This window comes from Methylobacterium sp. D54C (genome assembly GCF_053345595.1).
Genome location: NZ_JBKFAK010000002.1, coordinates 79559 through 106106 on the forward strand (window position 1 = coordinate 79559; position 26548 = coordinate 106106).

The 26548-nt window shown below is 72.4% G+C and carries 23 protein-coding genes; 6 read left to right on the forward strand and 17 right to left on the reverse strand.

Annotation, left to right across the window (positions count from 1 at the left end; translation table 11 throughout):
* Positions 1-17: 17 nt before the first annotated feature.
* Positions 18-461: a MucR family transcriptional regulator gene (locus tag ACLBYB_RS05595; RefSeq protein WP_447698188.1), complete on the forward strand. Its 444-nt coding sequence runs from the start codon at positions 18-20 to the stop codon at positions 459-461.
* A gap of 51 nt (positions 462-512) precedes the next feature.
* On the opposite strand, the gene ACLBYB_RS05600 is transcribed toward ACLBYB_RS05595, so the two are convergent.
* The 14 genes from ACLBYB_RS05600 to ACLBYB_RS05665 form a co-directional block, all read right to left on the reverse strand.
* Positions 513-1031: a hypothetical protein gene (locus tag ACLBYB_RS05600; RefSeq protein WP_447698189.1), complete on the reverse strand. Its 519-nt coding sequence runs from the start codon at positions 1029-1031 to the stop codon at positions 513-515.
* A 31-nt stretch (positions 1032-1062) separates the two neighbouring features.
* Entirely contained in the window at positions 1063-1599 is a 537-nt protein-coding gene (locus ACLBYB_RS05605; protein ID WP_447680728.1) for a hypothetical protein, read from the reverse strand.
* 165 nt (positions 1600-1764) lie between these two features.
* A complete protein-coding gene (locus ACLBYB_RS05610; protein ID WP_020091028.1) occupies positions 1765-2703 on the reverse strand; it encodes a pirin family protein in 939 nt (312 codons plus the stop codon).
* Positions 2704-2838: 135 nt separating this feature from the next.
* The gene (locus tag ACLBYB_RS05615) at positions 2839-3870 is read right to left on the reverse strand and encodes an aldo/keto reductase (RefSeq protein WP_447698190.1); all 1032 of its coding nucleotides are present in this window, start codon (positions 3868-3870) and stop codon (positions 2839-2841) included.
* 92 nt (positions 3871-3962) lie between these two features.
* Entirely contained in the window at positions 3963-4958 is a 996-nt protein-coding gene (locus ACLBYB_RS05620; RefSeq protein WP_056522821.1) for an HlyD family secretion protein, read from the reverse strand.
* 1 nt (position 4959) lies between these two features.
* Positions 4960-5184 carry a DUF1656 domain-containing protein gene (locus ACLBYB_RS05625; RefSeq protein ID WP_020091025.1) on the reverse strand — a complete coding sequence of 75 codons (225 nt, stop codon included), beginning with the start codon at positions 5182-5184 and terminating at the stop codon, positions 4960-4962.
* The gene (locus ACLBYB_RS05630; RefSeq protein WP_447698191.1) at positions 5181-7037 is read right to left on the reverse strand and encodes an FUSC family protein; all 1857 of its coding nucleotides are present in this window, start codon (positions 7035-7037) and stop codon (positions 5181-5183) included. Before ACLBYB_RS05630 ends, ACLBYB_RS05625 begins: the two co-directional genes overlap by 4 nt.
* A 47-nt stretch (positions 7038-7084) precedes the next feature.
* The gene (gene cydB / locus ACLBYB_RS05635) at positions 7085-8071 is read right to left on the reverse strand and encodes a cytochrome d ubiquinol oxidase subunit II (protein WP_447698192.1); all 987 of its coding nucleotides are present in this window, start codon (positions 8069-8071) and stop codon (positions 7085-7087) included.
* A gap of 6 nt (positions 8072-8077) precedes the next feature.
* Positions 8078-9490, reverse strand: coding sequence for a cytochrome ubiquinol oxidase subunit I (locus tag ACLBYB_RS05640; RefSeq protein ID WP_447698193.1), 1413 nt, complete (start codon positions 9488-9490; stop codon positions 8078-8080).
* 107 nt (positions 9491-9597) lie between these two features.
* A complete protein-coding gene (gene mqo / locus ACLBYB_RS05645) occupies positions 9598-11109 on the reverse strand; it encodes a malate dehydrogenase (quinone) (protein ID WP_447698194.1) in 1512 nt (503 codons plus the stop codon).
* Positions 11110-11120: 11 nt separating this feature from the next.
* Entirely contained in the window at positions 11121-11519 is a 399-nt protein-coding gene (locus ACLBYB_RS05650) for a hypothetical protein (RefSeq protein ID WP_020091020.1), read from the reverse strand.
* 30 nt (positions 11520-11549) lie between these two features.
* Positions 11550-13277 (reverse strand): ubiquinone-dependent pyruvate dehydrogenase, encoded by a 1728-nt coding sequence (gene poxB / locus ACLBYB_RS05655; protein ID WP_091676006.1) that lies wholly within the window; start codon positions 13275-13277, stop codon positions 11550-11552.
* A 48-nt stretch (positions 13278-13325) separates the two neighbouring features.
* On the reverse strand, positions 13326-14783 hold the full coding sequence (gene fumC, locus ACLBYB_RS05660; protein WP_447698195.1) for a class II fumarate hydratase: 1458 nt from the start codon (positions 14781-14783) through the stop codon (positions 13326-13328).
* Between the two features lie 269 nt (positions 14784-15052).
* Positions 15053-16507, reverse strand: coding sequence for a CoA transferase (locus tag ACLBYB_RS05665; RefSeq protein ID WP_447698196.1), 1455 nt, complete (start codon positions 16505-16507; stop codon positions 15053-15055).
* A 75-nt stretch (positions 16508-16582) separates the two neighbouring features.
* On the opposite strand from ACLBYB_RS05665, the gene ACLBYB_RS05670 reads away from it, so the two are divergent.
* Entirely contained in the window at positions 16583-17716 is a 1134-nt protein-coding gene (locus ACLBYB_RS05670) for a citrate/2-methylcitrate synthase (RefSeq protein ID WP_447698557.1), read from the forward strand.
* A 66-nt stretch (positions 17717-17782) separates the two neighbouring features.
* Here the strand turns inward: ACLBYB_RS05670 and ACLBYB_RS05675 are convergent, their stop codons facing one another.
* Positions 17783-18646 (reverse strand): class II aldolase/adducin family protein, encoded by an 864-nt coding sequence (locus ACLBYB_RS05675; protein WP_020091015.1) that lies wholly within the window; start codon positions 18644-18646, stop codon positions 17783-17785.
* Between the two features lie 129 nt (positions 18647-18775).
* On the opposite strand from ACLBYB_RS05675, the gene ACLBYB_RS05680 reads away from it, so the two are divergent.
* Entirely contained in the window at positions 18776-19684 is a 909-nt protein-coding gene (locus tag ACLBYB_RS05680) for a LysR substrate-binding domain-containing protein (protein ID WP_447698197.1), read from the forward strand.
* 238 nt (positions 19685-19922) lie between these two features.
* On the forward strand, positions 19923-21284 hold the full coding sequence (locus ACLBYB_RS05685; RefSeq protein WP_447698198.1) for an NAD(P)H-dependent oxidoreductase: 1362 nt from the start codon (positions 19923-19925) through the stop codon (positions 21282-21284).
* Between the two features lie 4 nt (positions 21285-21288).
* Here the strand turns inward: ACLBYB_RS05685 and ACLBYB_RS05690 are convergent, their stop codons facing one another.
* Both ACLBYB_RS05690 and ACLBYB_RS05695 read right to left on the reverse strand, forming a co-directional pair.
* Positions 21289-22203, reverse strand: a complete 915-nt coding sequence (locus ACLBYB_RS05690) for a helix-turn-helix domain-containing protein (RefSeq protein WP_447698199.1) — start codon at positions 22201-22203, stop codon at positions 21289-21291.
* Positions 22204-22288: 85 nt separating this feature from the next.
* Positions 22289-22519: a hypothetical protein gene (locus tag ACLBYB_RS05695; RefSeq protein WP_012321783.1), complete on the reverse strand. Its 231-nt coding sequence runs from the start codon at positions 22517-22519 to the stop codon at positions 22289-22291.
* Between the two features lie 552 nt (positions 22520-23071).
* Between ACLBYB_RS05695 and ACLBYB_RS05700 the strand changes: the two genes are divergently transcribed.
* Positions 23072-24388 (forward strand): HlyD family efflux transporter periplasmic adaptor subunit, encoded by a 1317-nt coding sequence (locus tag ACLBYB_RS05700; protein ID WP_447698200.1) that lies wholly within the window; start codon positions 23072-23074, stop codon positions 24386-24388.
* The gene (locus ACLBYB_RS05705; protein WP_447698201.1) at positions 24385-26529 is read left to right on the forward strand and encodes a peptidase domain-containing ABC transporter; all 2145 of its coding nucleotides are present in this window, start codon (positions 24385-24387) and stop codon (positions 26527-26529) included. Before ACLBYB_RS05700 ends, ACLBYB_RS05705 begins: the two co-directional genes overlap by 4 nt.
* The last annotated feature ends 19 nt before the right edge of the window (positions 26530-26548 follow it).

The following is a 26548-nucleotide window of genomic DNA, read 5'->3' on the forward strand; positions in this document are numbered from 1 at the left end:
TGTCAGGAGCCCATAACGTGTCCGATTCGTCCCTCGTCAGCCCCCAATCCAATATCGTGCTGACGGCAGGGCTCGTCGCTGCCTATGTATCGAACAATCGGGTTCCGACCGCCGACCTCCCGACCCTGATCGCGCAGTGTCACGACGCGATCACCGCGCTGGCCGCCAACGGGGCGGCGTCGATCGAGGCTTCGGGGGACACCGACGCGCTGCGCGACCGGCCTACCGCCGCGCAGATCCGCAGCTCGATCCGGCCCGACGGCATCGTGAGCTTCATCGACGGGCGCCGGTACAAGACGCTCAAGCGCCATCTCACGGCCCACGGCCTGCACCCGCAGAGCTACCGCGAGCGCTACGGTCTGCCGGCCGACTATCCGATGGTCGCGCAGGAATATGCCGAGCGCCGGTCCGCGCTGGCGCGCTCCATCGGCCTCGGCGTGCCGGGCGAGCGCGCCGCCTGAGCCGACCCGCCTCGGCAGGCCGCGGCCGATTCGTGGCTGGCGCTCCCGGCCTCAGGCGGCCGCGTGCCGCCCGTCGGGCAGCAGATCCCGGCTCGCCTGCTCGATCCGTTTGAGCCAGTCCTCGGCCGCCGCCGCCCGCAGGGTCGCGGCCTCGGCCCGCGCCTCGGCCTCCCGGACGCGCCGGTCGGCTTCCGCCTCGCGTTCGAGGATCTGCCGCGCCGCCTGCGCCCGCGCCTCCTCCAGGAGCGCCCGCAGGGTCCGGATCTCCTGCTGGGCGGCCTCCAGATCCGCGGCCAGGGTCTCGCAGGCGGTCGATTGCTGGTGCAGGCGCTGATCCTGCGCCTGCTTCGCGACGGTCGCGGCCGACAGGGTGTCGAGGATCTGGCTCCAGTCCGCCACCGGCCGCGACAGCGTCTCCGAATCGGGTTCGGGGGACGCTTCGGAACGCGCCGCCGGGCTCGGCGCGTCGGCCGTGCGGGTGCCGTCGGCGATCCCCGGAACCGGCTCCGTCGGTTCTCCGCGCTCGCGCGCGATGCGGGCGTCGAGCTGGGCCCAGAACGTCGCGTTCATCGCCGTGGCGGTTCCGCCGGGTCCGCGCCGGTCACGAAGCCGCCCGCGTCGCGGAAGCCCGAGCGCTGCCCGCCGGGCCGGTCACCTGTCCGCCCGGCTGCATCACGAATTCCGCGTCGATCGTCTCGGCGATGCGCTGGAGCATCTGCTCCGCCGCCGCGGCCCGCTCCTCGGCGGCCGCGGCCCGGTCCTCGGCGGCCTGGATCAGCTTGATCGCCTGCGCGTGGACCTCGTGGGTCTCCCGCTCGGCCGCCAGCACCTGGGCGCGGGCCGCGTCCATGTCGGCGCGCACCTGCCGCAGCAGGTCCTGGACGTGCGTCTCCTGCTCCTGTGCCCGGTCCTCGACGTCCCGGATGTAGCGCGCCGCGCCCTGCACCCGCTCCAGCAGGTCGGGCCACCGCTCGACCGGCGACGGGTTCTGGTTGCGCCCCTGCGCCGAGACGCGCTCGTCCGCGGCGAGCAGGACGAGGTTGCCGGTGCGGATCCGGGTCGTCGGCTCGCGGGCGTCGCGCGCGACGGCATCGATCTGGTCCAGCGCCTCGGCCTTGGGGTGCTTCGTCTGTTCCATCACGCGTCCTGCCGACAGGGTGCAGCGCAAGCCTTCGGTGAGGCATCGGCGTCCGCCTCACACCGACGGAAAATGGTTAACAACTCCTTAATGTTCGCGCTAGGGTTGCGCTGCCGCGGCGATACCCGCGCGACGTAGCGCGGGACCGCCGGATTGCGGGCCGTCTCACGGGTAGCGGACGGGCTGCGGGTCCTCCGGCAGCGGGATGAACTCGGCGTCGTTCGGCACGGTGTCGAACCGGCCCTGGCGCCAATCCTCCTTGGCCTGCGCGATCCGCTCGGGCCGGGACGAGACGAAGTTCCACCACAGGTGGCGCGGGCCGTCCATTGGCTCGCCGCCCAGCACCATGAACCGGGCCGATTCCGTGGCGCGCACGCTGATGCGGTCGCCGGGGCGGAACACCAGCAGCTGGCCGGGGCCGAAGCCGTCGCCGGCGATCTCGATGGCGCCCGCGACCGTGTAGATCGCCCGCTCGTCGTAGGTCGGATCGAGGGGCAGGACGGCGCCGGCCTCGAGGGCCACGTCGGCGTAGACCATCGGGCTCGAGGTCCGGACCGGCGAGCGCGCGCCGAAGGCCTCGCCGGCGATCAGCCGGACGGTCTTGCCCTCGCCGGTGAGGACCGGCAGCGCGGCGGCGTCGTAGTGCTCGAAGGCGGGGGCGTTCTCCTCGTCCCGGTCCGTCAGCGCGACCCAGCTCTGGATGCCGAACAGGCGGGAGCCGGTCTGACGCAGCGTCGGGGCGGTGCGTTCCGAGTGCGTGATGCCGCGGCCGGCGGTCATCCAGTTCAGCTCGCCCGGCCGGATCGGCAGCTCCGTGCCGAGGCTGTCGCGGTGCATGATCTCGCCGTCGAACAGGTAGGTGACGGTGGAGAGGCCGATATGCGGGTGCGGCCGCACGTCCATGCCCTGCCCGAGGAGGAATTCCGAGGGGCCCATCTGGTCGAAGAAGATGAAGGGGCCGACCATCCGGCACTCGGTGGAGGGCAGCGCCCGGCGCACCGCGAAGGAGCCGAGATCGCGCGAGCGGGGCACGATCAGGGTCTGGATCGCGTCGCAGCTGAAATGGTCGCCCGGGATCGGGTCATCGGCACTGTGCCAGCTCATCGCCTTGCTCCTCCGCGCGGGGATCGGCCCCCCATCCGCAGGCATCCTGGACCGGGAGCGTCCGGGTTGGAACAGAAACGATCGAAACGCATCGTTTCCGAAAAATCGCCCGATCGTCCCGGCCGGGGCGACGGCCTACCAGGGTGTCGGCTTGGAGTTGCGCTCGTCGAAGCCGCGCTGGTGCCAGTACGGGTAGATCGGGGTCTCCTGGCTCGCCGCGTCGAGCCGGGCGACTTGCTCGGCCGTCAGGGTCCAGCCGAGGGCGCCGAGGTTCTGCTTCAGCTGCTCCTCGTTGCGGGCGCCGACCACGATGTTGCACACGGTCGGCCGGGTCAGCAGCCAGTTGAGCGCGACCTGCGCCACCGTCTTGCCGGTCTCGGCCGCCACGGCGTCGAGGGCGTCGACCACGCCGAACAGGTAGTCGTCGGAGACCGGCGGCCCGCCCTCGGCGCCGCCGGCGGCGATGCGGCCGCTCTGGTTGGCCTGTCCGCGGCGGATCTTGCCGGTGAGGCGGCCCCAGCCCAGCGGGCTCCAGACCATCAGGCCGACGCCCTGGTCGAGGCCGAGCGGCATCAGCTCCCACTCGTAGTGGCGGCCGATCAGCGCGTAGTAGCCCTGGTAGGCGACGTAGCGGGCGAGCCCGTGGCGCTCGGAGGTCGCGAGCGCCTTCATCAGCTGCCAGCCCGAGAAGTTGGAGGCGCCGATATAGCCGATCTTGCCCGCACGGGTGAGGTCGTCGAGCGCCCGCAGCGTCTCGTCCACGGGGGTGAGGGCGTCGAAGCCGTGCATGAAGTAGACGTCGATATGGTCGGTGCCGAGCCGCTTCAGACTGGCCTCGCAGGCGCGGACCAGGTGGTAGCGCGAGGAGCCGACCTGGTTCAGCTCGTCGTTGAACCGGAAGGTCGCCTTGGTGGAGATCAGCGCACGGTCGCGCTTGCCCTTCAGGGCCTGGCCCAGGATCTCCTCAGAGGCGCCGCCCGAGTAGATGTCGGCCGTGTCGAAGAAGTTGACGCCGGAGTCGAGGCAGAGATCGACCATGCGGGTCGCCTCGGCGACGTCCGTCTGCCCCCAGCGCTGGAAGAATTCGTTCGTGCCGCCGAAGGTGCCGGTGCCGAAGCTGAGCACCGGCACGGTGAGGCCGGAGCGTCCGAACTGCCTGTAGTCCATCGGGTCCTCGTCGCGATCGCGGCCGCCGCGCGGCGGCGCGCCTGCCGGATCAACGCGCCGCGCCGCCCGATTTTCCCGGCCGGCGCGGGCCGTCAGCGCCGCGACTCGACGACCGGCGCCCCGTCGCAGCGCTGGCCGGCGGCCGCGCCCGTGCGCCGGTCGGGCGGCAGGGCGTCCGGCGACCCGGCCTTCTCCGCCAGGATCGCGACGTTCGCCGTCATCCCGGCCGCCAGCACGATCGGGCAGGGCACGTCGTCGAGGTCGATCCGGATCGGCACCCGCTGCGCCAGCCGGACCCAGGTGAAGATCGGGTTGACCGTCGGCAGCCCCTGGACGCCCGGGGCGGCGTCGGCGACGCTGATCCCGCGGCCGAGGCCGGTGACGCGCCCCCGGATCGGACGGTCCGGCCACGCCATCAGCGACACGCGCGCGGCGTCGCCCGCGCCGATGCGCGGGAGCTGCGTCTCCTCGAAATAGCCCTCGATCCAGAAGCTGTCGCCGTTGACCAGCGTCAGCGCCGGCTGTCCCGTGGCAGCGAACCCGCCCTCCTGCAGCAGCAGGTTGGTGACCCAGCCGTTCACGGTCGCCCGCAGGGTCGTGCGCTCCAGGTTGAGCCGCGCCTGCGCCAGCGCGCCCTCCGCCTGGACCACGTCGGCCTGGGCGGCCTGCGCCTGGCCGCTGGTCGTCTGCTTCTGCTGCGGCGTGGTGGCGAGGTCGTCGAGGTCGGCGGTGCGCTGCGCGATCCCCGCGAGGTACCCGGCCCGCGCCCGGGCGCTGGCGAGGGCGCCCTCGGCCTGGGTCACGGCGTTCCTGAACGTGCCGGGATCGATCGTGAACAGCACGTCGCCCTTGCGGACGAACTGGTTGTCGCGGACGCGGACCGCCACCACCGTGCCGGAGACCTCGGGCGCCACCTGCACGGTGTAGACGCGCACGCGCCCGTCCCGGGTCCAGGGCGTGTAGGCGTAGTAGAGGAAGGCGAGGTAGGCGAGGCCCACGGCCGCCGCCAGCGCCAGCAGGGTGGCGGCGACGTTGTAGGCGGGCGGCGGCTGCCAGTCGCGCAGCGACGGTCGCGGTTTCAGGGCCATCTCACGGGCCCTGGACGCGCAGGGACAGGATCAGCAGCGCCGTCACGGCGGTCAGGAGGCTGAAGTCGAACAGGGCGCGGTTCCAGACAAGGTGGTTGATGCCGATCCAGTCCAGGATCCAGCGCAGGGCCCAGGTGATCACCAGGGCGGCGAGCAGGCAGATCACCGCGGGCTCGACGAAGAGCCCGAGCACATCGACCGCCCGCAATCCGACCACGCCGATCACGCCCGCCCTCCCGGATCGAGGTTCGGCCAGCCCGCGCGGTCGAGATCCGACACGAGGGCGGCCAGCGCCCCGATGCGCTCCGCCTGGAGGGGCAGGGTCGCCCGGTCGGCGAGCGCGCGCAAGGGATCCGGCGCCGTCTCCGGCCCCGCCGGACGGGACGCGGCGAGCCGCGCCCAGACCGCCCGGCCGACGCGGCGGCCCTCCCGATCGTCCGTCTCCCGCAGGGCGAGCAGCAGGAGCCCGATGACGAGCAGGCGCTCGCCGCTCCGGGCCGCCGCGTCGTCCGCGCCGATGAGGGCGAGCCGGCCGAAGCCCCGGGCGAGGTAGCGGTCGAGCGGCGGCAGCAGGAGCGCCGGGTCGAGGGCCGCGCCCCGCACCGACCGGACCAGCCGGCGTCGGGCCCGCAGGCGCAGGGTCGCGGCGCTCACCGGCGGCGGCAGGGCGGCGAACGCGATCGCCGCCACCGCCATGCCGAGCAGCTCGGCCAGCACGGTGTTGAGCGAGTCGGCGAGGTCGTAGGTCATCGGGTTCTTGGGATCGAGCACGCCGAAGACGAAGAACCCGAAGCCGATCCCGTAGATCGCGCGCTTGTCGGCGCGGCCGACCACCGCCAGCATCGCCACCGGCAGCAGCACCGCGGCCAGCAGCGCGAAGCTCCCGGTGGTCGTCAGCAGGGTGTAGCGGACGGTGAGTCCGACCACGCCGGCGAGCAGCGCGCCGACCAGGAAGGCGCGGGATTCCGCCCGCGGGTCGGCATGGGCGGCGAGCAGGACGCAGACGAGGCTCGCCCAGGTCGCGGCGCCGGCCCCGTGCGACCAGCCGGTGACGTACCAGAAGCCGTTGACGAGCAGGACGGCGGCGGCGGTGCGCAGGGCGTTGTCGAAGGCGTGCCAGCCGTCCCAGTCCAGGTCGTTCCACAGGAGCAGGTGCGGGCGGAACGGCACGCGCCGCCGGCCCACGCGCCCGCCGGCCCGCAGGAGCCGCGCCGAGACCCGGACGCGCCCGACCTGCCGGACGGCGATCGCCCCGCCGGCACCGATCAGGTCGGTCGAGCGCGATCCCGGCCGGTCCGGCAGCAGCGCCCGCAGCAGGCCCGCGGCGAGCACCCGCCGCAGCCGGGGGGCGGCGTTGCGGATGCCGCGGCCGCCGGAGCGCAGGGAGGGCTGCTCGGTGAACGTGTCGGTGACCTCCTCGCCCAGGGTCATGACCGCGGCGATCGGCATCGGGCCGGGCCGCTCGCCCCGCCGCAGGGCGGCCATCCAGGCGTCGCAGGCCTCAGCGGCCGCCTCGAGCCGCCCCGCCAGGGCGCGGCTGACGGCGGGGACGCCCGGCGCCACGAACACGTTCGACGCGTAGGCGCAGCCGATCCCGAGCAGGATCGTCGAGCAGCGGTCGACACCGATCTGGAACACGGCCTCCGGGTTCTGCACGTCGGCCAGCGCGATGATCGGCACGGTGAAGCCCATCGAGGCGAAGCCGTAGGCGCGCTGGCCGCTCTCGACGCTGGAGGCCGCGGTGAGCAGGCCCATCCACAGGGCCAGCGCGAGGTCGAAGGCCAGGGTCGCCTGGGCGAAATTGGCCACCAGCACCATCGCGACGGTGACGCCCACCAGCGTGCTGCCGGCGCGCCACAGGCTCTTGCGCAGGGAGGCCGCCCGGGTGGCGAGCGTCACCGAGATGACCGTCCAGCCGGCCCAGTGCGGCAGCGCCAGCTCGAGCCACATGGCGAGCCAGATCGCCGCGATGGCGGTGAGCGCGATGCGCACGGCCTCGGCCGCCTCGCGCGGCCACCACGCCGCGAGGCGCTGCAGGAGGCCCGGCGCGTCCTCGGAGAGCGCGACCTCACCGGCCATCGCGCGGCCTCGCCGGCCGGGGCGGGTCCGGGAACCCGGCTGCAGGCTCAGTCATAGTGCTCGGCGATGTCGACCTTCCCCTTGAACACCCGGTAGACCACCAGGGTGTAGATCAGGGTGATCGGCAGGACCACGATCCCCGCGCCCCAGAACATGAAGGACAGGCTCGCCTCCGGCGCCGCCGCCTCGGTCACCGTCACGCTGAACGGCACCATGTAGGGCAGGAACGAGGCGGCGAGCGTCGCGAAGGCGGCGGCGAAGATCAGCGCCACCAGCGGGAAGGGCAGGGCATCGATCCGGCGCCGCGCCGCGTAGAGGAGCCCGGCGCAGGCCGCGGCCCCCACGAGCGGCAGGACCAGCATCTCGGGCCGCTCGACCCAGCGGTGCAGCACCCGCAGGTTCATCGCCAGCGCGTACGCGAAGGCTGCGCCGAGGAAGACCAGGACGCCCAGCAGGAGCCGCGGCAGCAGCCGGAAGCCGAGGTCGCGCACGTCGGACTCGGTCTTGCCGCACAGCCACGCGGCGCCGAGCAGCGCGTAGCCGAGGCACAGGCCGACCCCGCAGAGCAGCGAGAACGGCGTGAGCCACGTGAACGCCCCACCGGCGTAGAGCCCGCCCTGCACCGGCAGCTCCTGCACGAGCGCCCCGACCGTCACGCCCTGCACGAAGGCCGCGCAGTAGGAGCCGCCGACGAAGCCCGCGTCCCAGACCCGCCGCAGCCGCCGGGACTTGTAGCGGAACTCGAAGGCGACGCCGCGCAGGATCAGGGCCGCGAGCATGAGGAGGAGCGGCAGGTAGAAGGCCGAGAGCAGCAGCGCGTAGACCGTCGGGAAGGCCCCGAACAGGATCGTAGCGGCGAGCACCAGCCAGGTCTCGTTGCCGTCCCAGACGGGGGCGATCGCCTGCATCATGTGCCGGCGCGCCGTCTCGTCCGGGGCGATCCCGAACAGCATGCCGACGCCGAGGTCGAACCCGTCGAGCAGCACGTAGAGCATCAGGGTGAGGGCGAGGGCGGCGGCCCAGAATTCGATCACGGCCGCTCACTCCGCGGGATTGCTGCTGGGGGTGCCGGGACTGTCGCCCGGCACGGCGAGCGGCCGCTTGGGGTTGGCGGCGCTCCCCGCACGGGCCGGGGTCGGCAGGATGCCGGCCTTGAGCATGCGGTAGATGTAGACGGTGCCGGCCGCGAAGATCAGCGCGTAGACCGCGCCGAACACGGCGAGGGAGGTCGCAACCTGCGGCGCGGCCAGGAACGGCGTCGCCGCGTCGGCGGTGCGCAGCTGGCCGTAGACCGTCCAGGGCTGGCGCCCGACCTCGGCGGTGAACCAGCCGGTCAGCGTCGCCACGAAGCCGAGCGGGAACGACAGGAAGATCGCCCATTGCAGCCAGCGCGCCCGCTCCAGCCGCCCGGTGGCGTAGAAGGCCATCCCGCCCCAGGCCAGCGCCAGCATCAGCAGCCCGCAGCCGACCATGATCCGGAAGGCGAAGAACGGGATCAGCACCGGCGGCCGGTCGGCCTTGGGAATGTCCTTGATGCCGATCACCCTGCCGGTGAGGGTGCCGTCGTCGATCAGGCTGCCGATCGGGGCGGGCAGGGCGACGACGAAGTGGTTCTTCTCCTGCGCCTCGTCGGGCCAGGCGAACAGGATCTCGCCGGCCGGTGCCTGGCTCTCCCAGTGGCCCTCGATCGCGGCGATCTTCGAGGGCTGGTGCTTGACGACGTAGTCGCCGGTGAGGTGGCCGAAGAACAGCTGCAGCGGCACCAGGATCGCGGCGAGGCCGAGCCCCATCCGGATCATGGCGCGGGCCTCGATCCGGTCGCTGCCGCGCAGCATGTACCACGCCCCCGTCGCGGCCACGCAGAAGCTGGTGGTGACGTAGGCGGCCAGGACCATGTGGGGGAAGCGGACCCAGACGACCCCGTTGAAGATGATCGCCCACCAGTCCGTCGGCACGAACACGCCGTCCGGGCGCTGGGCGAAGCCGGTCGGGTACTGCATCCACGAATTGTTCACGAGGATCCAGAACGACGACAGGCTGGTGCCGAGGCAGACCATCAGGCAGGCGAACAGGTAGAACCAGCGCGGCACCCGCCTGCGGCCGAACATCAGCACCCCGAAGAACGAGGCCTCGAGCGCGAAGGCCGTGAAGCTCTCGTAGCCGAGGAGCGGCCCCTGGATCGGGCCGGTGCGGCGGGCGAGCTCGCTCCAGTTGGTGCCGAACTGGAACGCCATGACGATGCCGGAGACGACGCCGAGCCCGAAGGCGACGGCGAAGATCTTGAGCCAGAAGTCGAACAGGCGGTCGTAGACCGGCCCGCGCGAGATCATCGCCCGGGCCTGGAGGAAGGCGAGCCAGGCCGCCAGCCCGACCGTGAAGGCCGGGAAGATGATGTGGAACGAGACCGTGAAGGCGAACTGGATGCGCGAGAGCATCAGGGCGGAGATGTCCATCGTTCCTCTCTCCGGCCGAAGCTCGCCGGTCCGCCGCCGCGGGCCGGGCGCGCCGCACCCTCAGATGTCCGCCGGCGGGGCGCGGGGAACCGCGCCTCGCGAACCTGTCAGACGTTCTCGATCCTCAGGACCGGCGCCGTCTCGGCCCGGGTGCGGCGGCAGGCCTCGGCGTCCCGCTTGAGGTCGATGCCGTAGGTCGGGATCACCGCCTTGAGGCGGGGCAGCCAGGCATCCGGCGTGAGCCGGTCGGCGAAGCACTTCTCCAGGACCTCGACCGCGATGAAGGCCGCCGTCGAGGCGCCGGGCGAGGCGCCGAGCAGGGCGCAGATCGAGTTGTCGGCCGCGGCCACCAGCTCCGTGCCGAATTCGAGGTAGCCTTCCTCCAGCGGGTTCGCCTTGCCGGTCGGCTTGATCGTCTGCACCCGCTGGCCGGCCACCGCCGAGGTCCAGTCCTGCTTCAGCGCCTTGGGGAAGAAGTCCTTGAGGGTCGCGAACTGGTGGTCGGAGCTCTGGAGCACCTGGCCCACGAGGTACTCGGTGAGCGCGACGTTGTCCTTGGCGACGTCCAGCAGCGGCACGATGTTGTGCGGCGTCAGCGCGGTGAACAGGTCGGTGAGCGACCCGTGCTTCAGGAAGCGCGACGAGAAGCCCGCGTAGGGCCCGAACAGCAGCGAGCGCTTGCCGCCGATGATGCGGGTGTCGAGGTGGGGCACCGACATCGGCGGCGAGCCGGAGGCGGCCTTGCCGTAGACCTTGGCGTGGTGGCGCGCGCTGACCGCGTCGACGTCGCAGCGCAGCCAGATCCCCGAGACCGGGAAGCCGCCGTAGCCGCGCCCCTCCGGGATCTTCGAGGCCTGCAGCAGCGGCAGCGAGCCGCCGCCCGCGCCGATGAACACGAACTTGGCCGTCACGGTCTGGCGCGTGCCGTCGTAGGTGTCCTCGACGGTCACGGCCCAGCGGCCGTCGTCGACCCGGTCGAGGGCGACGACCTTGCGGTTGTAGTGGACGGCGAAGCCGGGCTGCGCCGCGAGCTGCTTCACCAGCAGGTGCGTCAGGGCGCCGTAATCGACGTCCGTCCCGGTGACGATCCGGGTGGCGGCGATCGGCTCGCCGGGATCGCGGCCCTCGATGATCAGCGGCGCCCAGCCGGCGATGACCTGCGGGTCCTCGCTGTACTCCATGCCGTGGTAGCAGTGGTGGGCCGACATCGCGGCGTAGCGCGCCTTGAGGAAGGCGACGTTCTCGGCCCCCCAGACGAAGCTCATGTGCGGGCAGGGATGGATGAAGGCGCGGGGGTCCGGGATCGCGCCCTTCCTCACCAGATGCGCCCAGAGCTGGCGCGAGATGTCGAACTCGGTGTTCACCTCCAGGGCCTTGGCGATGTCGACGCTGCCGTCGGGGCGCTGGGGGGTGTAGTTCAGCTCGCAATTGGCCGCGTGGCCGGTGCCGGCGTTGTTCCAGCCCTCCGAGCTCTCCTGCGCGCAGTCGTGCAGCGTCTCGAACATCGCGATCCTAAGCGTCGGCTCCAGCTCCTTCAGCATCGTGCCGAAGGTCGCGCTCATGATCCCGGCGCCGATCAGCACCACGTCGGGAGCGTCGTCGAAGCTCATGGCGGCCATCGGGCCCCTCCTCAGGCGGTCTTGTTCGGGACGAAGGGGAGCCGGGCCTCGGCGCCGGGGGCGAGGATCACGTAGGCCCGGCACCAGGGCTCGTCGTCGACGAGGCGCCAGGAATGGCCGGAGCCGGCCGTGTCCTCGGCGATGAGGATGTCGCCGGGGCGGATCGTGAAGTGCGCGCCGGCCCTCGTCTGGAAGTCGAGGGTGCCGCGCAGGGTGATGACGAACTGCCGGGTCGGCGCCGCGTGCCACGCGTAGGTCCCGCCGGCCTGGGTCTCGCGGAAGGAGATCGAGACCACGTCGGTCGTGCCGCTGAGGATGTCGCCGCGCTCGCCGTGGGGCAGGTCGATGACGCCTTCCTCGAAGTAGGAATTGTCGTCGTCACCGGTCCAGATGCGTACGCAGCGGATCATCGGGCAGAGCTCCGGCTTCGGAAGGGCGCCTCAGCGCCAGAGGTTGGTCTTGGCGAGGTCGATGATCTCGGTGCCGCGCCCGTCGATGACCGCGCGGGCGAGCCACATCCCGAAGCCCGTCACCTGCTCGAGGCCGACCTTCGGCGGCATCGACAGCTCCTGGCGGGCCGAGACGACGTCGAGCAGCGCCGGGCCGTCATGGGCGAGCATCGCGGCCATCGCGTCCGGCAGCGCGGCCGGGTCCTCCACGCGCCGGGCGAAGATGCCGGCCCCGCTCGCCATGGCGGCGAAGTCCGGGTTCACCAGCTCGACGCCGGTCTCGAGGAAGCCCGCCGCCTTCATCTCCATCTCGACGAAGCCCAGCGTGCCGTTGTTCAGCACCACGATCTTCACCGGCAGCTTGTGCTGGTTGAGGGTCAGCAGGTCGCCCATCAGCATGGCGAAGCCGCCGTCGCCGGAGAACGAGATGATCTGCCGCCCGGGATAGGCCGCCTGCGCGCCGATCGCCTGCGGCAGGGCGTTGGCCATCGAGCCGTGGTTCAGCGAGCCGATCAGCCGGCGCTTGCCGTTCATGGCGAGGTAGCGCGCCGCCCAGATCGTCGGCGTGCCGACGTCGAAGGTGAAGACCGCGTCCTCGGAGGCCGCCTCGCTGAGCGTCCGGGCGACGTATTGCGGGTGGATCTTGCCGCCGGGCTTGCCGACCGCCAGCGCGTCGAGCCCGGCGCGGGCCTTGCGGTAATGGGCGAGGCTGTCGTCGAGATGCGCCCGGTCGGTCTTGGCCTGCAGCTTCGGGAGCAGCGCCGCGATCGTCTCCCCGACGTCGCCGATCAGGCCGAGATCGATCCGGCAGTGGCGCCCGAGGCTCCCGGCCCGCAGGTCGACTTGCGCGACCTTGGCGTCGTCCGGGTAGAACTGGCGGTAGGGGAAGCCGGTGCCGAGCAGCAGCAGGGTGTCGCAGTCGAGCATCGCCCGGTAGCCCGACGAGAAGCCGATCAGGCCGGTCATGCCGACGTCGTAGGGATTGTCCCACTCGACGTGCTCCTTGCCGCCGAGCGCGTGGACGACCGGCGCCTTCAGCGCCTCGGCGAGCTGCAGCAGCTCCGCGTGGGCGCCGGCGCAGCCGCGGCCGCAGAACAGGGTCACGCGCCCGGCCGCGTTGAGCATCCCGGCGAGCGCGTCGAGGTCGGCCTCGCGCGGGCGCACCACGGGCGGGGGCGGCACGAGGGCGGCGGAGAGTTCGGGCGCGTTCCCCGGCATGGCCATGAGGCCGACATCGCCGGGGATCACCACGACGGCGACCCCGCGCTCGGCGATGGCGACGCGCATCGCGGTCTCGATCACGCCGGGCAGCTGGGCCGGCGAGGAGACCAGCTCGCAGTAGTGGCTGCATTCCTGGAACAGGTTCTGCGGGTGCGTCTCCTGGAAGTAGCCCCGGCCGATCTCCGCCGAGGGGATCTGGGCCGCGATGGCCAGCACGGGCACGCGGGAGCGGTGCGCGTCGAACAGGCCGTTGATCAGGTGCAGGTTGCCCGGCCCGCAGGATCCGGCGCAGACCGCGAGCTCGCCGGTCAGGTGCGCCTCGGCGCCGGCCGCGAAGGCGGCGCTCTCCTCGTGGCGCGTGTGGATCCAGGCGATCGAGCCGTCCTGGCGCAGGGCCTCGGTCAGGCCGTTGAGGCTGTCACCGACCACGCCGTAGATGCGCTTCACGCCGGCCTGCGCCAGCGCCCGGACGAACAGATCGGCGACCTTCGTGCTCATGGTGTCTCGCTCAGCTGAGGGGGGGCGGACGGACGGTCCCGGCGCGCTTCAGGCGCCGGCCAGCCCGTGGCCGATCATCGTCCTGGGATCGCACACCGCGTCGAAGCGCTCGGCCGGGACGCCCTCGGCCAGGGCGGCCGCGCGCAGGGTCGTGCCCTCGTCGTTGGCGCGGTGGGCGATCTTCGAGGCGAGGTCGTAGCCGATCACCGGCGACAGGGCCGTGACCAGCATCAGCGACTGGTTCACGGTCTCGTCGATCCGCGTCCGGTTGAGTTCGGTGCCCGCGACCGAGTAGGTCCGGAACTTCTCGCAGGCGTCGCCCAGCACGCGGATCGAATGCAGCGTGTTGTTGATGATGATCGGGCGCATCGCGTTGAGCTCGAAGTTGCCCTGCGAGCCCGCGAAGGCGACCGCGTTGTCCTCGCCGATCACCTGGATGCAGACCATCACCAGGGCCTCGCACTGGGTCGGGTTGACCTTGCCGGGCATGATCGAGGAGCCCGGCTCATTGGCGGGCAGCAGCAGCTCGCCGAGGCCGCAGCGGGGCCCCGAGGCGAGCCAGCGCATGTCGTTGGCGATCTTCATCAGCGCGACCGCGAGCCCGCGCACCGCCGCCATGGCGGAGACCATGGCGTCCAGCGACCCCTGCGCGGCGAACTTGTTGGGCGCCGTGACGAACGGCTTGCCGGTGAGATCGGCGATCTTGGCGGCGATCTCCGCGCTGAACCCCTCCGGAGCGTTGAGGCCGGTGCCGACCGCGGTGCCGCCGGCCGCCAGCTTGTACAGCCCGGCGCGCGACGCCTCGACGAGGGCCAGCGCGTCGCGCATCTGCGCCACGTAGCCCGACCATTCCTGGCCGACGGTGAGCGGCGTCGCGTCCTGCAGGTGGGTCCGGCCGGTCTTGACCACGTCCATCCAGGCCCGCGCCTTGGCGTCGATCGCGTCGGCCAACGCCCGCGCCTTGGGGAGCAGGACCTCGTCGAGTTCGAGCACTGTGGCGACGTGCATCGCGGTCGGGAAGGTGTCGTTCGACGACTGGCCCATGTTGACGTGGTCGTTCGGGTGGACCGGGCTCTTGGAGCCGAGCACACCGCCGAGGAGCTGGATCGCGCGGTTCGACAGCACCTCGTTGACGTTCATGTTGGACTGGGTGCCGGAGCCGGTCTGCCAGACGTAGAGCGGATAGTGCGCGTCGAGCTTGCCCGCGATCGTCTCGTCGGCGGCCTGGACGATGGCCTGCGCACGCCAATCCTCCAGGCGGCCGGCGGCGGCGTTGACCAGGGCGGCGGCCTTCTTGACGTAGCCGTAGGCGTGGTAGACCCGCTTGGGCATGCGATCGTCGCCGATCGAGAAGTGCTGGAGCGAGCGCTGCGTCTGCGCGCCCCAGTAGCGGTCCGCCGGCACGTCGATCCCGCCCATCGAGTCCGTCTCGTGCCGCATCCCGGTGGCGGCGATGCCGATCGGAACGTCGCGCAGGATGGGGTGGCCCGGGGCAGACTCGTTCATCGTCATCCTTCTCGGTGTCGGACCGTCTGGCACAGTGCGAGACGGGTTCGGCGAACCGGGTGCGCTTTGACGTAAACGGTGGTATTATTTTCGGTCTTCGGTCGATATGTGCAGATTTTAAGAAAGCTGACTATTAAATCTTCACTTAAACCTAGTATTAAAAACGCCGACAAAACGCATTACAGATCATGAAAGCGAATTGCCAGATAACATAGATCGGTGTCAAGCGTTCCGCCGCGCGGAGGCTGCAAAAACATTCCCGCGATTGGTCAATTTATAGCGCTTCTGCTCCCCGGAGCGGCTTTCGAGCCGGACAAGCGCGCGCTGCCGAAATGTCTGACTTGTGCGGCCTCCGTCGTGCCGAGATCGCAGGCCGGGCGATCCCACCGCAGCGGCGCGCCCTCGATCCGCACGGGCGCGTGCAGCCGGAGGGCAGGTCCCCACGCCGTGTCCTCGATCTCCGGGGCGTAATCCGCGTCCCGATATCCGCCGAAGGCGGGCCCCGGCGCGCTGCCGGGATGGTCCGTGAGCAGGCGCGCGGTCCGGGCCAGGGAGAGTCGCGCGGTGACGGCGTGCCCGTCGCGCTGCCGGGCGATCAGGCCTCGCACGGCCGCCGCCGCCATCAGGTAGCCGGTGGCGTGGTCGAGCGCCTGGACGGGCAGCGGCACCGGCCGGTCGGCCTGTTTCCACCGCTGCCCGGCCGCCGCGATGCCCGTCGCCATCTGGACGAGGCTGTCGAAGCCGCGCCGTCCGGCCCAGGGTCCGGTCCAGCCGTAGGCGCAGAGCGCGACGTCGATCAGGTCCGGGTTGAGTGCCCGGCGTCGCGCCGCGCCGTAGCCGAGCCGCTCCAGGGCGTCCGGGCGGTACCCGTGCACGAGGATGTCGGCCTCGGCGAGCAGGGTCTCGAAGTGCCGGCGGTCGTCGACCTGCCGGAGGTCGAGGCGCGTGCAGACCTTGCCCAGGGTGACGTCGGGCGCCAGGGACGGTTCGTCCCAGCCGGGCGGGTCGATCCGCAGGACGTCGGCCCCGAGGCCGGCCAGGACGCGCGTGGCCACCGGCCCGGCCAGGATGCGGGTCAGGTCGAGGACCCTGATCCCCGCGAGGGGACGGGCCGGGTCCGGGCGCCACGATGACCGGTGCTGGACGGGCCATTCCGCGACCGCCACGAGGGGTTCGGCCCGGACCGCCCGGCCCTGGTCCAGCCTCGGCCAGTCGTCGGGGCCGCGCATCGCCGCCGCGCAGCCGCCGGCGCGCAGGATCGCCCCTTCCAGGTCCTCGGCCGCCGTGCGGGCCACGGCGGCCGCCACCGCCTCCCGCTCGCCCGTGCAGTCGAGGATTGCGAGGGCGGCGGCGCGGTGACGGGGCGCGTTGGTGTGCAGCCGGATCCAGCCATCCGCCGCCCGGTAGTCCCCGGCGATCGGGTCCCAGGCGGCCGGCAGCGTCCAGCCCTGCGGCCGCACCGAGGTGCCGAACCACGCCGAGGCCAGGTGCCGGTCGACCGCGACGGCGGGCGCGGGGCCGGAGAGGCCGAGGAGTTCGGAGACGGCGAGGCCGGTGGCGGCGATCGACGCCGTCGCCAGCGCGGTGACCGGGAAGCAGGAGGGCAGGCTCCCGGTGCCGGTCACCGCCAGCCGGTCCCGGGCCTCGGGCGGCAGCGCCAGGGCGGCCAGCGCCTCCGCGAGAATCGGCGCCAGGGCTTCGTGGTCGGCGTGTCGTTCGCGCATGGTCGCGGCCCTCGATCGGTTCGCGCAGGCTGCCGGCCATCGACGGATCGATCAATCTTGATACATCTGATCAACATGACGGAATGGCTGGACCGCGCCGAAGCCCTCGACGCCCTCGGGATCCGGGCCCAGACGCTCTACGCCTACGTCAGCCGCGGGCTGATCGAGGCGCGGCGGGCGCCGGGCCGGCGCCACAGCCAGTACCGGGCCGCCGACGTCGCGACGCTCGCCGACCGGCGCGGCCGGAGCCGCGCCAGCGCGGCGATCGCCGCGGGGGCCATGGCCTGGGGCGAGCCGTCGGTCGTCACCGCGATCAGCACCGTCCACCGGGGCAGCCTGATCTACCGCGGCCGCGACGCCGTGGCGTTCGCCCGCGACGCGAGCCTGGAGGCGACCGCCGACCTCCTGTGGGACAGCCCGGAGGCGACGCTGTTCGAGGTTCCGGCCGACGCGGCCGCGACGCCGTTCCTGGCGCTGGCCGGGCTTCTGCAGGAGGCCGAAGCGGCGCTGGGCCGCGGGCACCACCGCCTGTGCCGCGACGCGCGCCGCGCCGTCGCGCATCTCGCCGCGTCCTGCGGCATCCCCGAAGGCCGGGCGCCCCTGCATCAGGGCCTCGCGCGGCTCTGGTCCCTCGACGCCGCGACCGCCGGCCGGGTCCGTCAGGCGCTGGTGCTGCTGGCCGATCACGAGCTGAACGCCTCGACCTTCGCGACCCGCGTCGCCGCCTCCACCGGCGCGCCGATCGCGGCCTGCCTCATGGCCGGGTTGAGCGCCCTGTCGGGACCGCGCCACGGCGGCGCCGCGGCGGCGGTGCTGCGGCTCGTCGACGAGGCCGCCGCGACGGGCCCGAGGGCGGCCGTGCGCGCCTGCCTGGATCGGAGCGGCGCGCTGCCGGGCTTCGGCCACCCGCTCTACCCGGACGGCGACGTCCGCGCGGCAGCCCTGGGCGCGGTCCTGCCCGCCGACCCCCTGCTGGACGCCGTCCGGGACTGCGCCGCGGAGGCCACGGGCGCGCGGCCGAACATCGACTTCGCGCTGACGGCGCTCGTCCGGACGGCGGGCCTGCCGCGGAGCGCCCCGTTCACGATCTTCCTGCTCGGCCGGAGCCTGGGCTGGGCGGCGCACGCCATGGAGCAGGGCCGCCAGGGGACGCTGATCCGGCCGCGGGCCCGGTACGAGGGGCGGCGCAGCCCGGCGGACCGCCCATAGCGAGAGGGCCGGCCTCGCGGCCGGCCCTCAATGTCTCGCGGCCCCCGCGCGGGGCGGGTGCCGGCCTCAGGCGAACATGTCGGGCTGTGTCTCGGCGATGTGGCTGTAGAGCGTCTGGAAGTGGAGCCAGCCGATGTAGTCGCTGCCGACGTGCTCGCGGCTGTAGCGGGCGGTCTTCTCCGAGAGGAGCTGCGGCTTGATGCCGGAGGCCTCGACCAGGAGCTGCTGCTGGCAGGCCCGCTCCAGGGCGATGAACCAGAAGGCCGCGTCGTCGATGCTGTGCTGCGAGCAGGTCAGCAGGCCGTGGTTCTGGTGCAGCACGCCGCGGTTGCGGCCGATCTGCTGGGCGACCGACAGGCCGCTCTCCTTCTCCACCGCCACGGCGCCCGCCGAGGCGCCGATCACGGCGTGGCTGTTGTAGAAGGCCGCCGCGTCCTGGCTGATCATCTCCAGCGGTCGGCCGGTGGCGCACCACGCGGTGCCGTAGGTGGTGTGCGCGTGGCACATCGCCATGACCTCCGGGTACTCCTCGTGCACGGCGGCGTGGAGGACGAAGCCCGCGCGGTTGATGGCGTGGCGCCCCTCGACCACGCGGCCCTTGTGGTCGGCCAGGATCAGGTTCGACATCCGCACCTGCGAGAAGTGCACGCACATCGGGTTGGTCCAGTACAGCTCCGGACGCTCCGGGTCGCGGATCGTCAGGTGGCCGGCGAAGCCGTAGTCGAAGCCGTGCATCGCGAAGGCGCGGCAGGCGGCCACGAGGTGCTTCTTGCGGTAGTCCCGCTCCTCGGCGTGGTCGGCGAAGTCCGGGATCTCCGGGAAGATCAGGCCGGCCTGCTCGGGCTGGTAGATCGAGGTCCGCCTGCGGCCGGCATCGTCGTTCGGCAGGTCGAGGGCGACGGCCGCCTCGTGGGCGTGATCGTCGAGCATGGCGTCTCCTTTCGTCGGGGTACGGACCGGGCCGCCGATCGCGTCGTGGTCGGCACTATCCTGCCGGATCCGCGCGTTGACAAACGACGATTTTTCACGCTTTCCATGAATTCAATTCACGGATTGCGCATGCGCCGGATCCCGAGCTTCTCCGCCCTGCGGGCCTTCGAGGCGGCCGCGCGCCTGGGCAGCTTCGCCCGCGCCAGCGCGGAGCTGCACCTCACGCCCTCGGCGGTGAGCCACCAGATCCGGGCGCTGGAGCGCTGGTTCGGGCGCGCCCTGTTCCGAAGGGCGAACCGCCAGGCGCTCCTCACCGCCGACGGCCAGCGCCTTCTGGCCGGGCTCTCGAGCGCCTTCGACGCAATCGAGGCGGTCTGCGCCGACCTCAGCCCGCCGTCGCCCACGTCGCTGGCCGTGCACTGCACGCCGAGCTTCGCGGCGAAGTGGCTCGGGCCGCGGCTCCCCGCCTTCGTGGAGGCGCATCCCGGCATCGCCATCCGCCTCTCCACCAGCGCCGACCCGGTGGATCTCGGGCGGCACGAGGAGATCGACATCCTGATCGCCTACGGCCGGCCGCCGCGCGGGCCCGGCCTGACCGTCGAATCCCTCGGCCCGGAGGAGATCGCCGCCCTCTGCGCGCCGGAGGTCGCCCGGGCCGCGCGGCCGGACGCGGCCGGATCGATCGGGCCCTTCACCCGGCTCGACTCGTCCTTCAGCCCCGTCCGCTGGCCGGACTGGTTCGCCCATAACGGCCTACCCTTGCCGACCGGGGCAGCCGGAGCGGCTTTCGACCGGGGCTCGCTGGTGATCTCGGCGGCCGTTCAGGGGCTCGGCGTGGCGCTGGAGACCCTGCGGTTCGCCCGGGACGAGCTCGCCGCCGGGCAGCTGGTGCGCCTCGGCGGCGATCGGGTCGCGAGCCTGACCCGCGACCTCCACTTCATCTGCTACCGCGAGCGCGACGGGGCCCTGGAGAAGATCCGGGCCTTCCGGCACTGGCTCCTCGACGTGGAGGCGCAGAGCCGGGCCGAGGCAGCCTGAGGCGGCCCGAGGCGGCCCGAGGCGGCCCGAGGCGGCCCGAGGCGGAGGGACCCGATCCCTCACCCCGCCCCGCTCCCGCACGGGAGAAAGGGGCGGCGCGTCGCCCGAACAGACCCCCCGTCTTTTCATCCGGCAGGCCTCAACGGCATCGGGAACCGCGCTAGGTCCCCGTCCAACGACGCGGCGAGCGCGGCGGGGCCCGGTCCCGACCGCGCGCCACCCAGGGAGAGAACGCCCCATGTCCCTTTCCGCCAAGCTGCAGCGGCGCGCCGACGAGGGCCGGCCCGTCCGGGTCGGGCTGATCGGGGCCGGCAAGTTCGGCTCGATGTACCTGTCGCAGGCGCCGCGCACGCCCGGCATCCACCTCGTCGCGGTGGCCGACCTGTCGCCCGACCGGGCGCGCGAATCGCTGCGCCGGGTCGGCTGGGACGATTCGCGGTTCGCCGCGCGGGGGCTGGAGGAGGCCGCGCGCGGCGGCACGACCCTCGTGACCGAGGATGCCGACGCGATGATCGCGAGCCCGTTCGTGGACATCGTCATCGACGCCACCGGCAGCCCGGCCGCCGGCATCCGCCACGCGCTCAAGGCCTTCGCGCACGGCAAGCACATCGTCATGGTCAACGTCGAGGCCGACGTGCTGGCCGGGCCGCTGCTGGCGCGCCGGGCGGCCGAGGCCGGGGTGATCTACTCCATGGCCTCGGGCGACCAGCCGGCGCTCATCGCCGAACTGGTCGACTGGGCCCGCACCATCGGGCTGGAGGTGATCTGCGCCGGCAAGGGCACCAAGTACCTCCCGGCCTACCACGCCTCCACGCCCGACACGGTCTGGGGCCATTACGGCTTCAGCGAGAGCCAAGTCGCGGGCGGCGACTTCAACCCGCAGATGTTCAACTCCTTCCTCGACGGCACCAAGTCGGCGCTGGAGATGGCCGCGGTGGCCAATGCCTGCGGGCTCACCCCGCCGCGCGATGGCCTCGCCTTCCCGCCCTGCGGCGTCGACGACCTGCCGAGCGTCCTGAAGCCCGCGGCGGATGGCGGCCTCCTCACCGAGCGCGGCACCGTCGAGGTGGTCTCGTCGGTGGAGCGGGACGGGCGGCCGGTCTTCCGGGACCTGCGCTGGGGCGTCTACGCGGTGTTCGAGGCGCCGAGCGCCTACGTGCGCGACTGCTTCGCGCAATATGGCCTCAAGACCGATTCGAGCGGCCGGTTCGCCGCGACCTACAAGCCCTATCACCTGATCGGGCTCGAGCTCGGCATCTCGGTCGCCTCCATCGCGGTCCGCGGCGAGGCCACGGGGGCGACGGGCGACTGGCGCGGCGACGTCGCCGCGACAGCCAAGCGCGCGCTGCGGGCCGGGGAGCGGCTCGACGGCGAGGGCGGGTTCACCGTCTACGGCAAGCTGATGCCGGCGGCGGATTCCCTGGCGCAGGACGCCCTGCCGATCGGCCTCGCCCACAACATGGTCCTGAAGAACGACGTGCCCGCGGGCCGGGCCGTGCGCTGGAGCGACGTCGCCTTCGACGCAGATCAGGAGGCGATCCGCGTCCGGCGCGAGATGGAGGACCTGTTCCGCGGGGGAGCGGGGCGGGCCGCCGGGTAGCGCCTCAGGCGCGCCGGCCGGCCGTGCGCCCGGTCGGCGAGCGCCCGACGAGCTTCCGGAACGTGCGGCTCATGGCGCTGGCGCTCGTGAAGCCCGATCGCGCGGCGACCTCCGCCATCGATCCCGCGCCGGAGCGGATCAGGGCCTCGGCCCGGCCGACGCGCTCGCGCATGATGTACTGGTAGGGCGTGACCCCGGTGGTCTGGCGGAAGGCCCGGATGAAGTAGCCCTCGCTGAGCCCGACGATGCCGGCCAGGGCGGAGACGGTGATCTCCCGGTCCAGGTGCTCCCGGATATACGCGCAGGCCCGCCCGGCCTGCGACGCCGAGAGGTCGGGCGCTGCCGACCGGTCCGGAGCGCGCGCGGCGACGACCGAGCGCAGGATCGCCAGGTGGAGGCTCTCGATCAGCAGCGCGTCGGGCGACGGGTCGTCCCGGTGCGCGCAAGCCAGCGCGTCGAGGATGTGCCAGGTGCTGCGGCAGGCGCGGAGATCGCGCCCGTCCGCCGCGAAGGCGATCTTGCCGATCGGCGCCTCGGCCAGCCGCTCGACGGCGGCGGCCGAGAAGGAGAGGACGCGGCCGGCATACGGGCCCGCCCAACGGGTCGTGCCGTTCAGGCCGGGACGCCGGACCAGCAGGCCTTCGCGCTCGCTCAGCCGCGCCGCGATCTCGTAATCGACCGCGTGGTGCGCCCCCGCGGGCTGCGTGCTGGCGGCGACCTCGAGGCCCGTGACCGCGTGCGTGCTCCACCCGCCGGTGGGGAAGCGGAAATCGATGAAGGTGACCTCCGGGAGGCCGCGGTCGCTCGGCGCGTAGCAGGTCAGCTCGGGGCGGCCGGAGAGATGCCCGGCGCTGCCGCTGGTGGCGTAGGCGAACGTCTCGGCCGAACTCTCGCCTGAACTCTCGGCTGTTCTGTCCATGCGGGCCCGTGATTCTGGTGTCGTCGCGGTCACGCCCCGCGACGGAGGAGGGCGGCCCCGCGGCCGCCCTCCCGGTGTCAGACCGTCAGCGCAGGGAGCCGGTCACGCCGCCGACGACACCGCCGACCGCGCCGAGCACGCTGCCCACCAGGCCGCTCACCAGACCGCCGACCTGGCCCACGACCCCCGAGACCGCACCGAGCTCCTGGCTCGCGTCGACCCCGAGGCCGACAGTGAGGCCGACCCCGAGGCCACCGCCAACCTGGTCCAGCTCGGCGGCGCTCAGCTCGCGGACGGTATCGATGCTGTCCTGCATGATCGTTCTCCAGATTGAGATTCAGGTAGAAGGTTATTTGCTTCGATCTATTGCCTGATCGTAGCGTCTAGGCGCCTTGGACGTCGGCACCTGCCTTTAGGATTACAGAGATGTGCTTCGTGTCAATCGGTCATGGCCAGCCGATAATGCTCGCGGACGATCGAGCCCGGCCAATGCGCAAAAACTGACAGGCCTTGTCTTTCCCGGGCCGTGCTCCAGACGCTGTCGGCACTGCGGCCGCCCGCGCTGCGAAGCGGCGCGTCTCACCGCGTCTCACGCCGTCGAGTTTTCGCAACGCAGCACGCGATGATGCAAAAACTGACGTCCTGCTGCGCTGCGAAGTAAGCTCGACGGCGAATTGGAATAAGCCGTTGGAAAACAGACGGTTTTAAACGCAGGCGCGACGTTCTGACGCGGGCAGGATTATTCAAAATTCGCCGTGTCGGCAAGTGTTGACATGAAACTCCCGTGATGCGACCGAGTAAGGTGGCAGATGCGCTGAGCATTGCCCTCGAATACGGCTGTCTCCTTCAGGAAGGTTGCTTTCTCCGGGTGCCAAGTCCGCTCTTTCGACTTGAGGTTATCGAGGCGCGACGCAACGCGTGGCTGGGCGAGGCGCAGATTATCCAGCCTCTGCCGGTCCGCATCGTGGCCGCGGCCTGCGTGATCATGGTGGCGGCGGTCGGCCTGTATGCCTGGCAGGGCACCTACACGCGCCGCATCCACGCCGTCGGCCTGCTCGCGCCCGATATCGGGCTGATCAGCCTCGCCAGCCCGGTGGCGGGGCGCGTGGGCTCGACCGGCGTCCGCGAGGGCGACAAGGTCGCGCGCGGGCAGCTCCTGTACACGATCGACCTCGACGCCGTGTCGGCGAGCGGCCCCACGCAGGAGCGCGTCATCGCCGAGCTGGAGCGCCAGCGCCAGAGCGTCGAGCGGCAGCGGACCGCCCGGGCCGATCTGGCCGGCACGGAGCGGCAGGCGCTGCGCGAGCAGGTGGCGAATCTGAGCGAGCAGTCGGCCCAGCTCGCCAAGCAGATCGACCTGCAGGACAAGCTGGTTCCGCCGCTCCGGGCGCGGGTCGAGGAACTCGCGGACGCCGTGGCGCGCGGCTACGCCCGCGCCGCCGACTTCCAGAGCCAGAACTACCTCTACATGCAGGCGAGCGCGCAGCTCGCCCAGTTCCAGCAGAGCCGCCTCCAGATCGACGGCAAGCTCGCCGACACGAAGTCCCAGCTCGCCGCCTACGACGACCGGTTGGCCCGCGACCTCGCCGACCTCGACCGGACCGCCGCCCAGCTGGCGCAGCAGAAGGCCGAGAGCGAGGCGCGCCGCGCCATCGAGGTCCGGGCGCCGGAGGCCGGGACCCTGACGTCGATCCGCGCGCAGGTCGGCCAGACCGTGGCGGCCGGGGCGACGCTCCTGACCCTGCTGCCGAGCGCCGGGCGCCTCCAGGCCAACCTGTTCGTCGATTCGTCGGCCATCGGCTTCGCCGAGGCCGGCGCGCCCGTGATGCTGCGCTACGCCGCCTTCCCGTTCCAGCGCTTCGGCCTGCACCGCGGCGTCGTCACCGAGGTCACGCGGGCGCCGCTGGGCAGCGACGACGCGCCCGACTTCGCGCGGCGCGCCGCCGCCCGGGGGGAGGGGACCGACCTCTACCGCATCGTGGTCCGGCCCGATTCCGACACCGTGCTGGCCTACGGCGAGCGGCGCAGCCTCGAGGCGGGCATGCGCGTCGAGGCCGACATCGCCCTGGAGAAGCGGTCGCTCTACCGCTGGCTGCTCGATCCCGTGACGCATGTCCGCGAGAGCCTCGCCCTCGTCACGCGCGGCGGCCTCGACGCCCTGCCGGTCCGGAAGGCCGCCCCGTGACGGCGCCGTCCCTCGCCGCCCGGCTGGATTTCGGGCTCCGCCGCCGGGTGCCGGTCGTCCTCCAGGCCGAGGCCGCCGAGTGCGGCATGGCCTGCCTCGCCATGGTCCTGGCCTATCACGGGCGCCAGATCGACCTCGCGACGCTGCGGCGGCGCCATCCCCTGTCCCTCAAGGGCATGACCCTGCGCAACCTGATCGACCTCTGCGGCGCCCAGGGCCTGACCGCCCGCGCGCTCCGGGTCGAGCTCACGGACCTGCCCCGGCTCCGGCTGCCCTGCATCCTGCACTGGGGCCTCAACCACTTCGTGGTGCTGACCCGGGTCGAGCGCGGCGGCCTCGTCATCAACGATCCGGGCCGCGGCCGGCGGCGGGTCAGCCTCGCGGAGGCCTCGCGGGAATTCACCGGCGTCGCCCTGGAGGCGGTGCCCAATCCGGGCTTCCGGCGGGAGCGGGCCGCCCCGGGCCTGCGGCTGCGCGACCTGTTCCGCAACATGGCCGGCATCCGCGCCGCCCTGGCCCAGGTCCTGGCCCTCTCCCTCGGGATCGAGCTCGTCGCCCTCCTGATGCCCATCGCCTCGCAGGTCGTCATCGACGAGGTGATCGTGAACGCCGACCACGACCTGCTCCTCGTGGTGGCGATCGGCCTCGCGCTGCTGCTGCTGCTCCAGCTCGGCCTCAGCATCGCCCGCACCTGGGCGATCATGCTGGCCGGGACCCGGCTGAACTACCAGTGGTCTGCCGGCCTGTTCGACCACCTGTCGCGGCTGCCCCTCGACTACTTCGAGAAGCGCCATGTCGGCGACGTGATCTCGCGGTTCGGCTCCCTGGCCACCATCCAGAAGGGCCTGACGACCGACCTCGTCCAGGCCATGCTCGACGGGCTCATGGCGGTCGGCATGCTGGCCATGCTGACGGTCTACGGCGGCTGGCTGGTCGCCGTGGTCCTGGCCTCGACGGCGCTCAACGCGGTCCTGCGGGTCTTCGCCTACGGCGCCTACCGGGAGGGCAGCGAGGAGGCCCTCGTGGCCGAGGCCCGCCAGCAGACGCACTTCATCGAGACGGTCCGCGGCATGGCGAGCGTCAAGCTCCTCGACCTGCGCGAGCGGCGCGGCGGCGCCTGGATGAACCACTTCGTCACGGCCCTGAACGCCCGGCTGCGGCTGCAGCGCCTCGACCTCGTGTTCGGCCGCGCGAACGAGTTCCTGTTCGGCCTCGACCGGCTGATCCTGCTGGTGCTCGGCGCCCGCGCGGTCATCGGCGGGTCCCTGTCGCTCGGCATGCTGGTGGCGTTCCTGGCCTATCGCGACCAGTTCGCCACTCGGATCGGCAGCCTGATCGACGCGTGGTTCAAACTGCGCATGCTCGACGTGCAGACCGACCGGCTCGCCGACATCGTGCTGTGCGAGCCGGAGGAGCAGGATCTCGCCGCCGGGGCGCAGCCGGGGGCGCCCCCGGTCGTCGCCCTGAAGGCCGGAGCGCTCGCCGGCGCGGGCCTTGCGCTGCGCTACGGGGCCGACGAGCCCTGGATCTTCCGCGGCGTCTCGCTGTCCGTCCGGGCCGGTGCCTGCTTCGCGATCACCGGTCCCTCGGGCTGCGGCAAGACCTCGCTCATGAAGGTGATGATGGGGCTGACGCCGCCCAGCGAGGGGACCGTCACCGCCGACGGCCAGGACATCCGCACCGCCGCCGGGTCCTACAGGCGCCGGATCGCCGGCGTGATGCAGAGCGACGGCCTGTTCGCCGGCTCGATCGCCGAGAACATCGCGGCCTTCGACGAGCATCCGGACGCGGGCTGGATCGCCGAGTGCGCCGCCCGGGCGGCGATCCTGGACGACATCCGCCGCATGCCCATGGGCTTCGAGAGCCTCGTCGGCGACATGGGCTCGACCCTGTCGGGCGGCCAGAAGCAGCGCATCGTGCTGGCGCGCGCCCTCTACCGGCGGCCCGAGATCCTGTTCCTCGACGAGGCCACGAGCCACCTCGACGAGGCCACCGAGGCGGTGATCGCCCAGGCACTGCGCGACCTGCGGATGACGCGGGTCATCGTCGCCCACCGCCCGGCCACGATCGCCCACGCGGACGCGGTGTTCGATTTCCCCGCCCAGGTCCGCGACCGGGCGGATCTCGCCGCCGCGGGCTGACGCGCCCGACGCGCCTCGC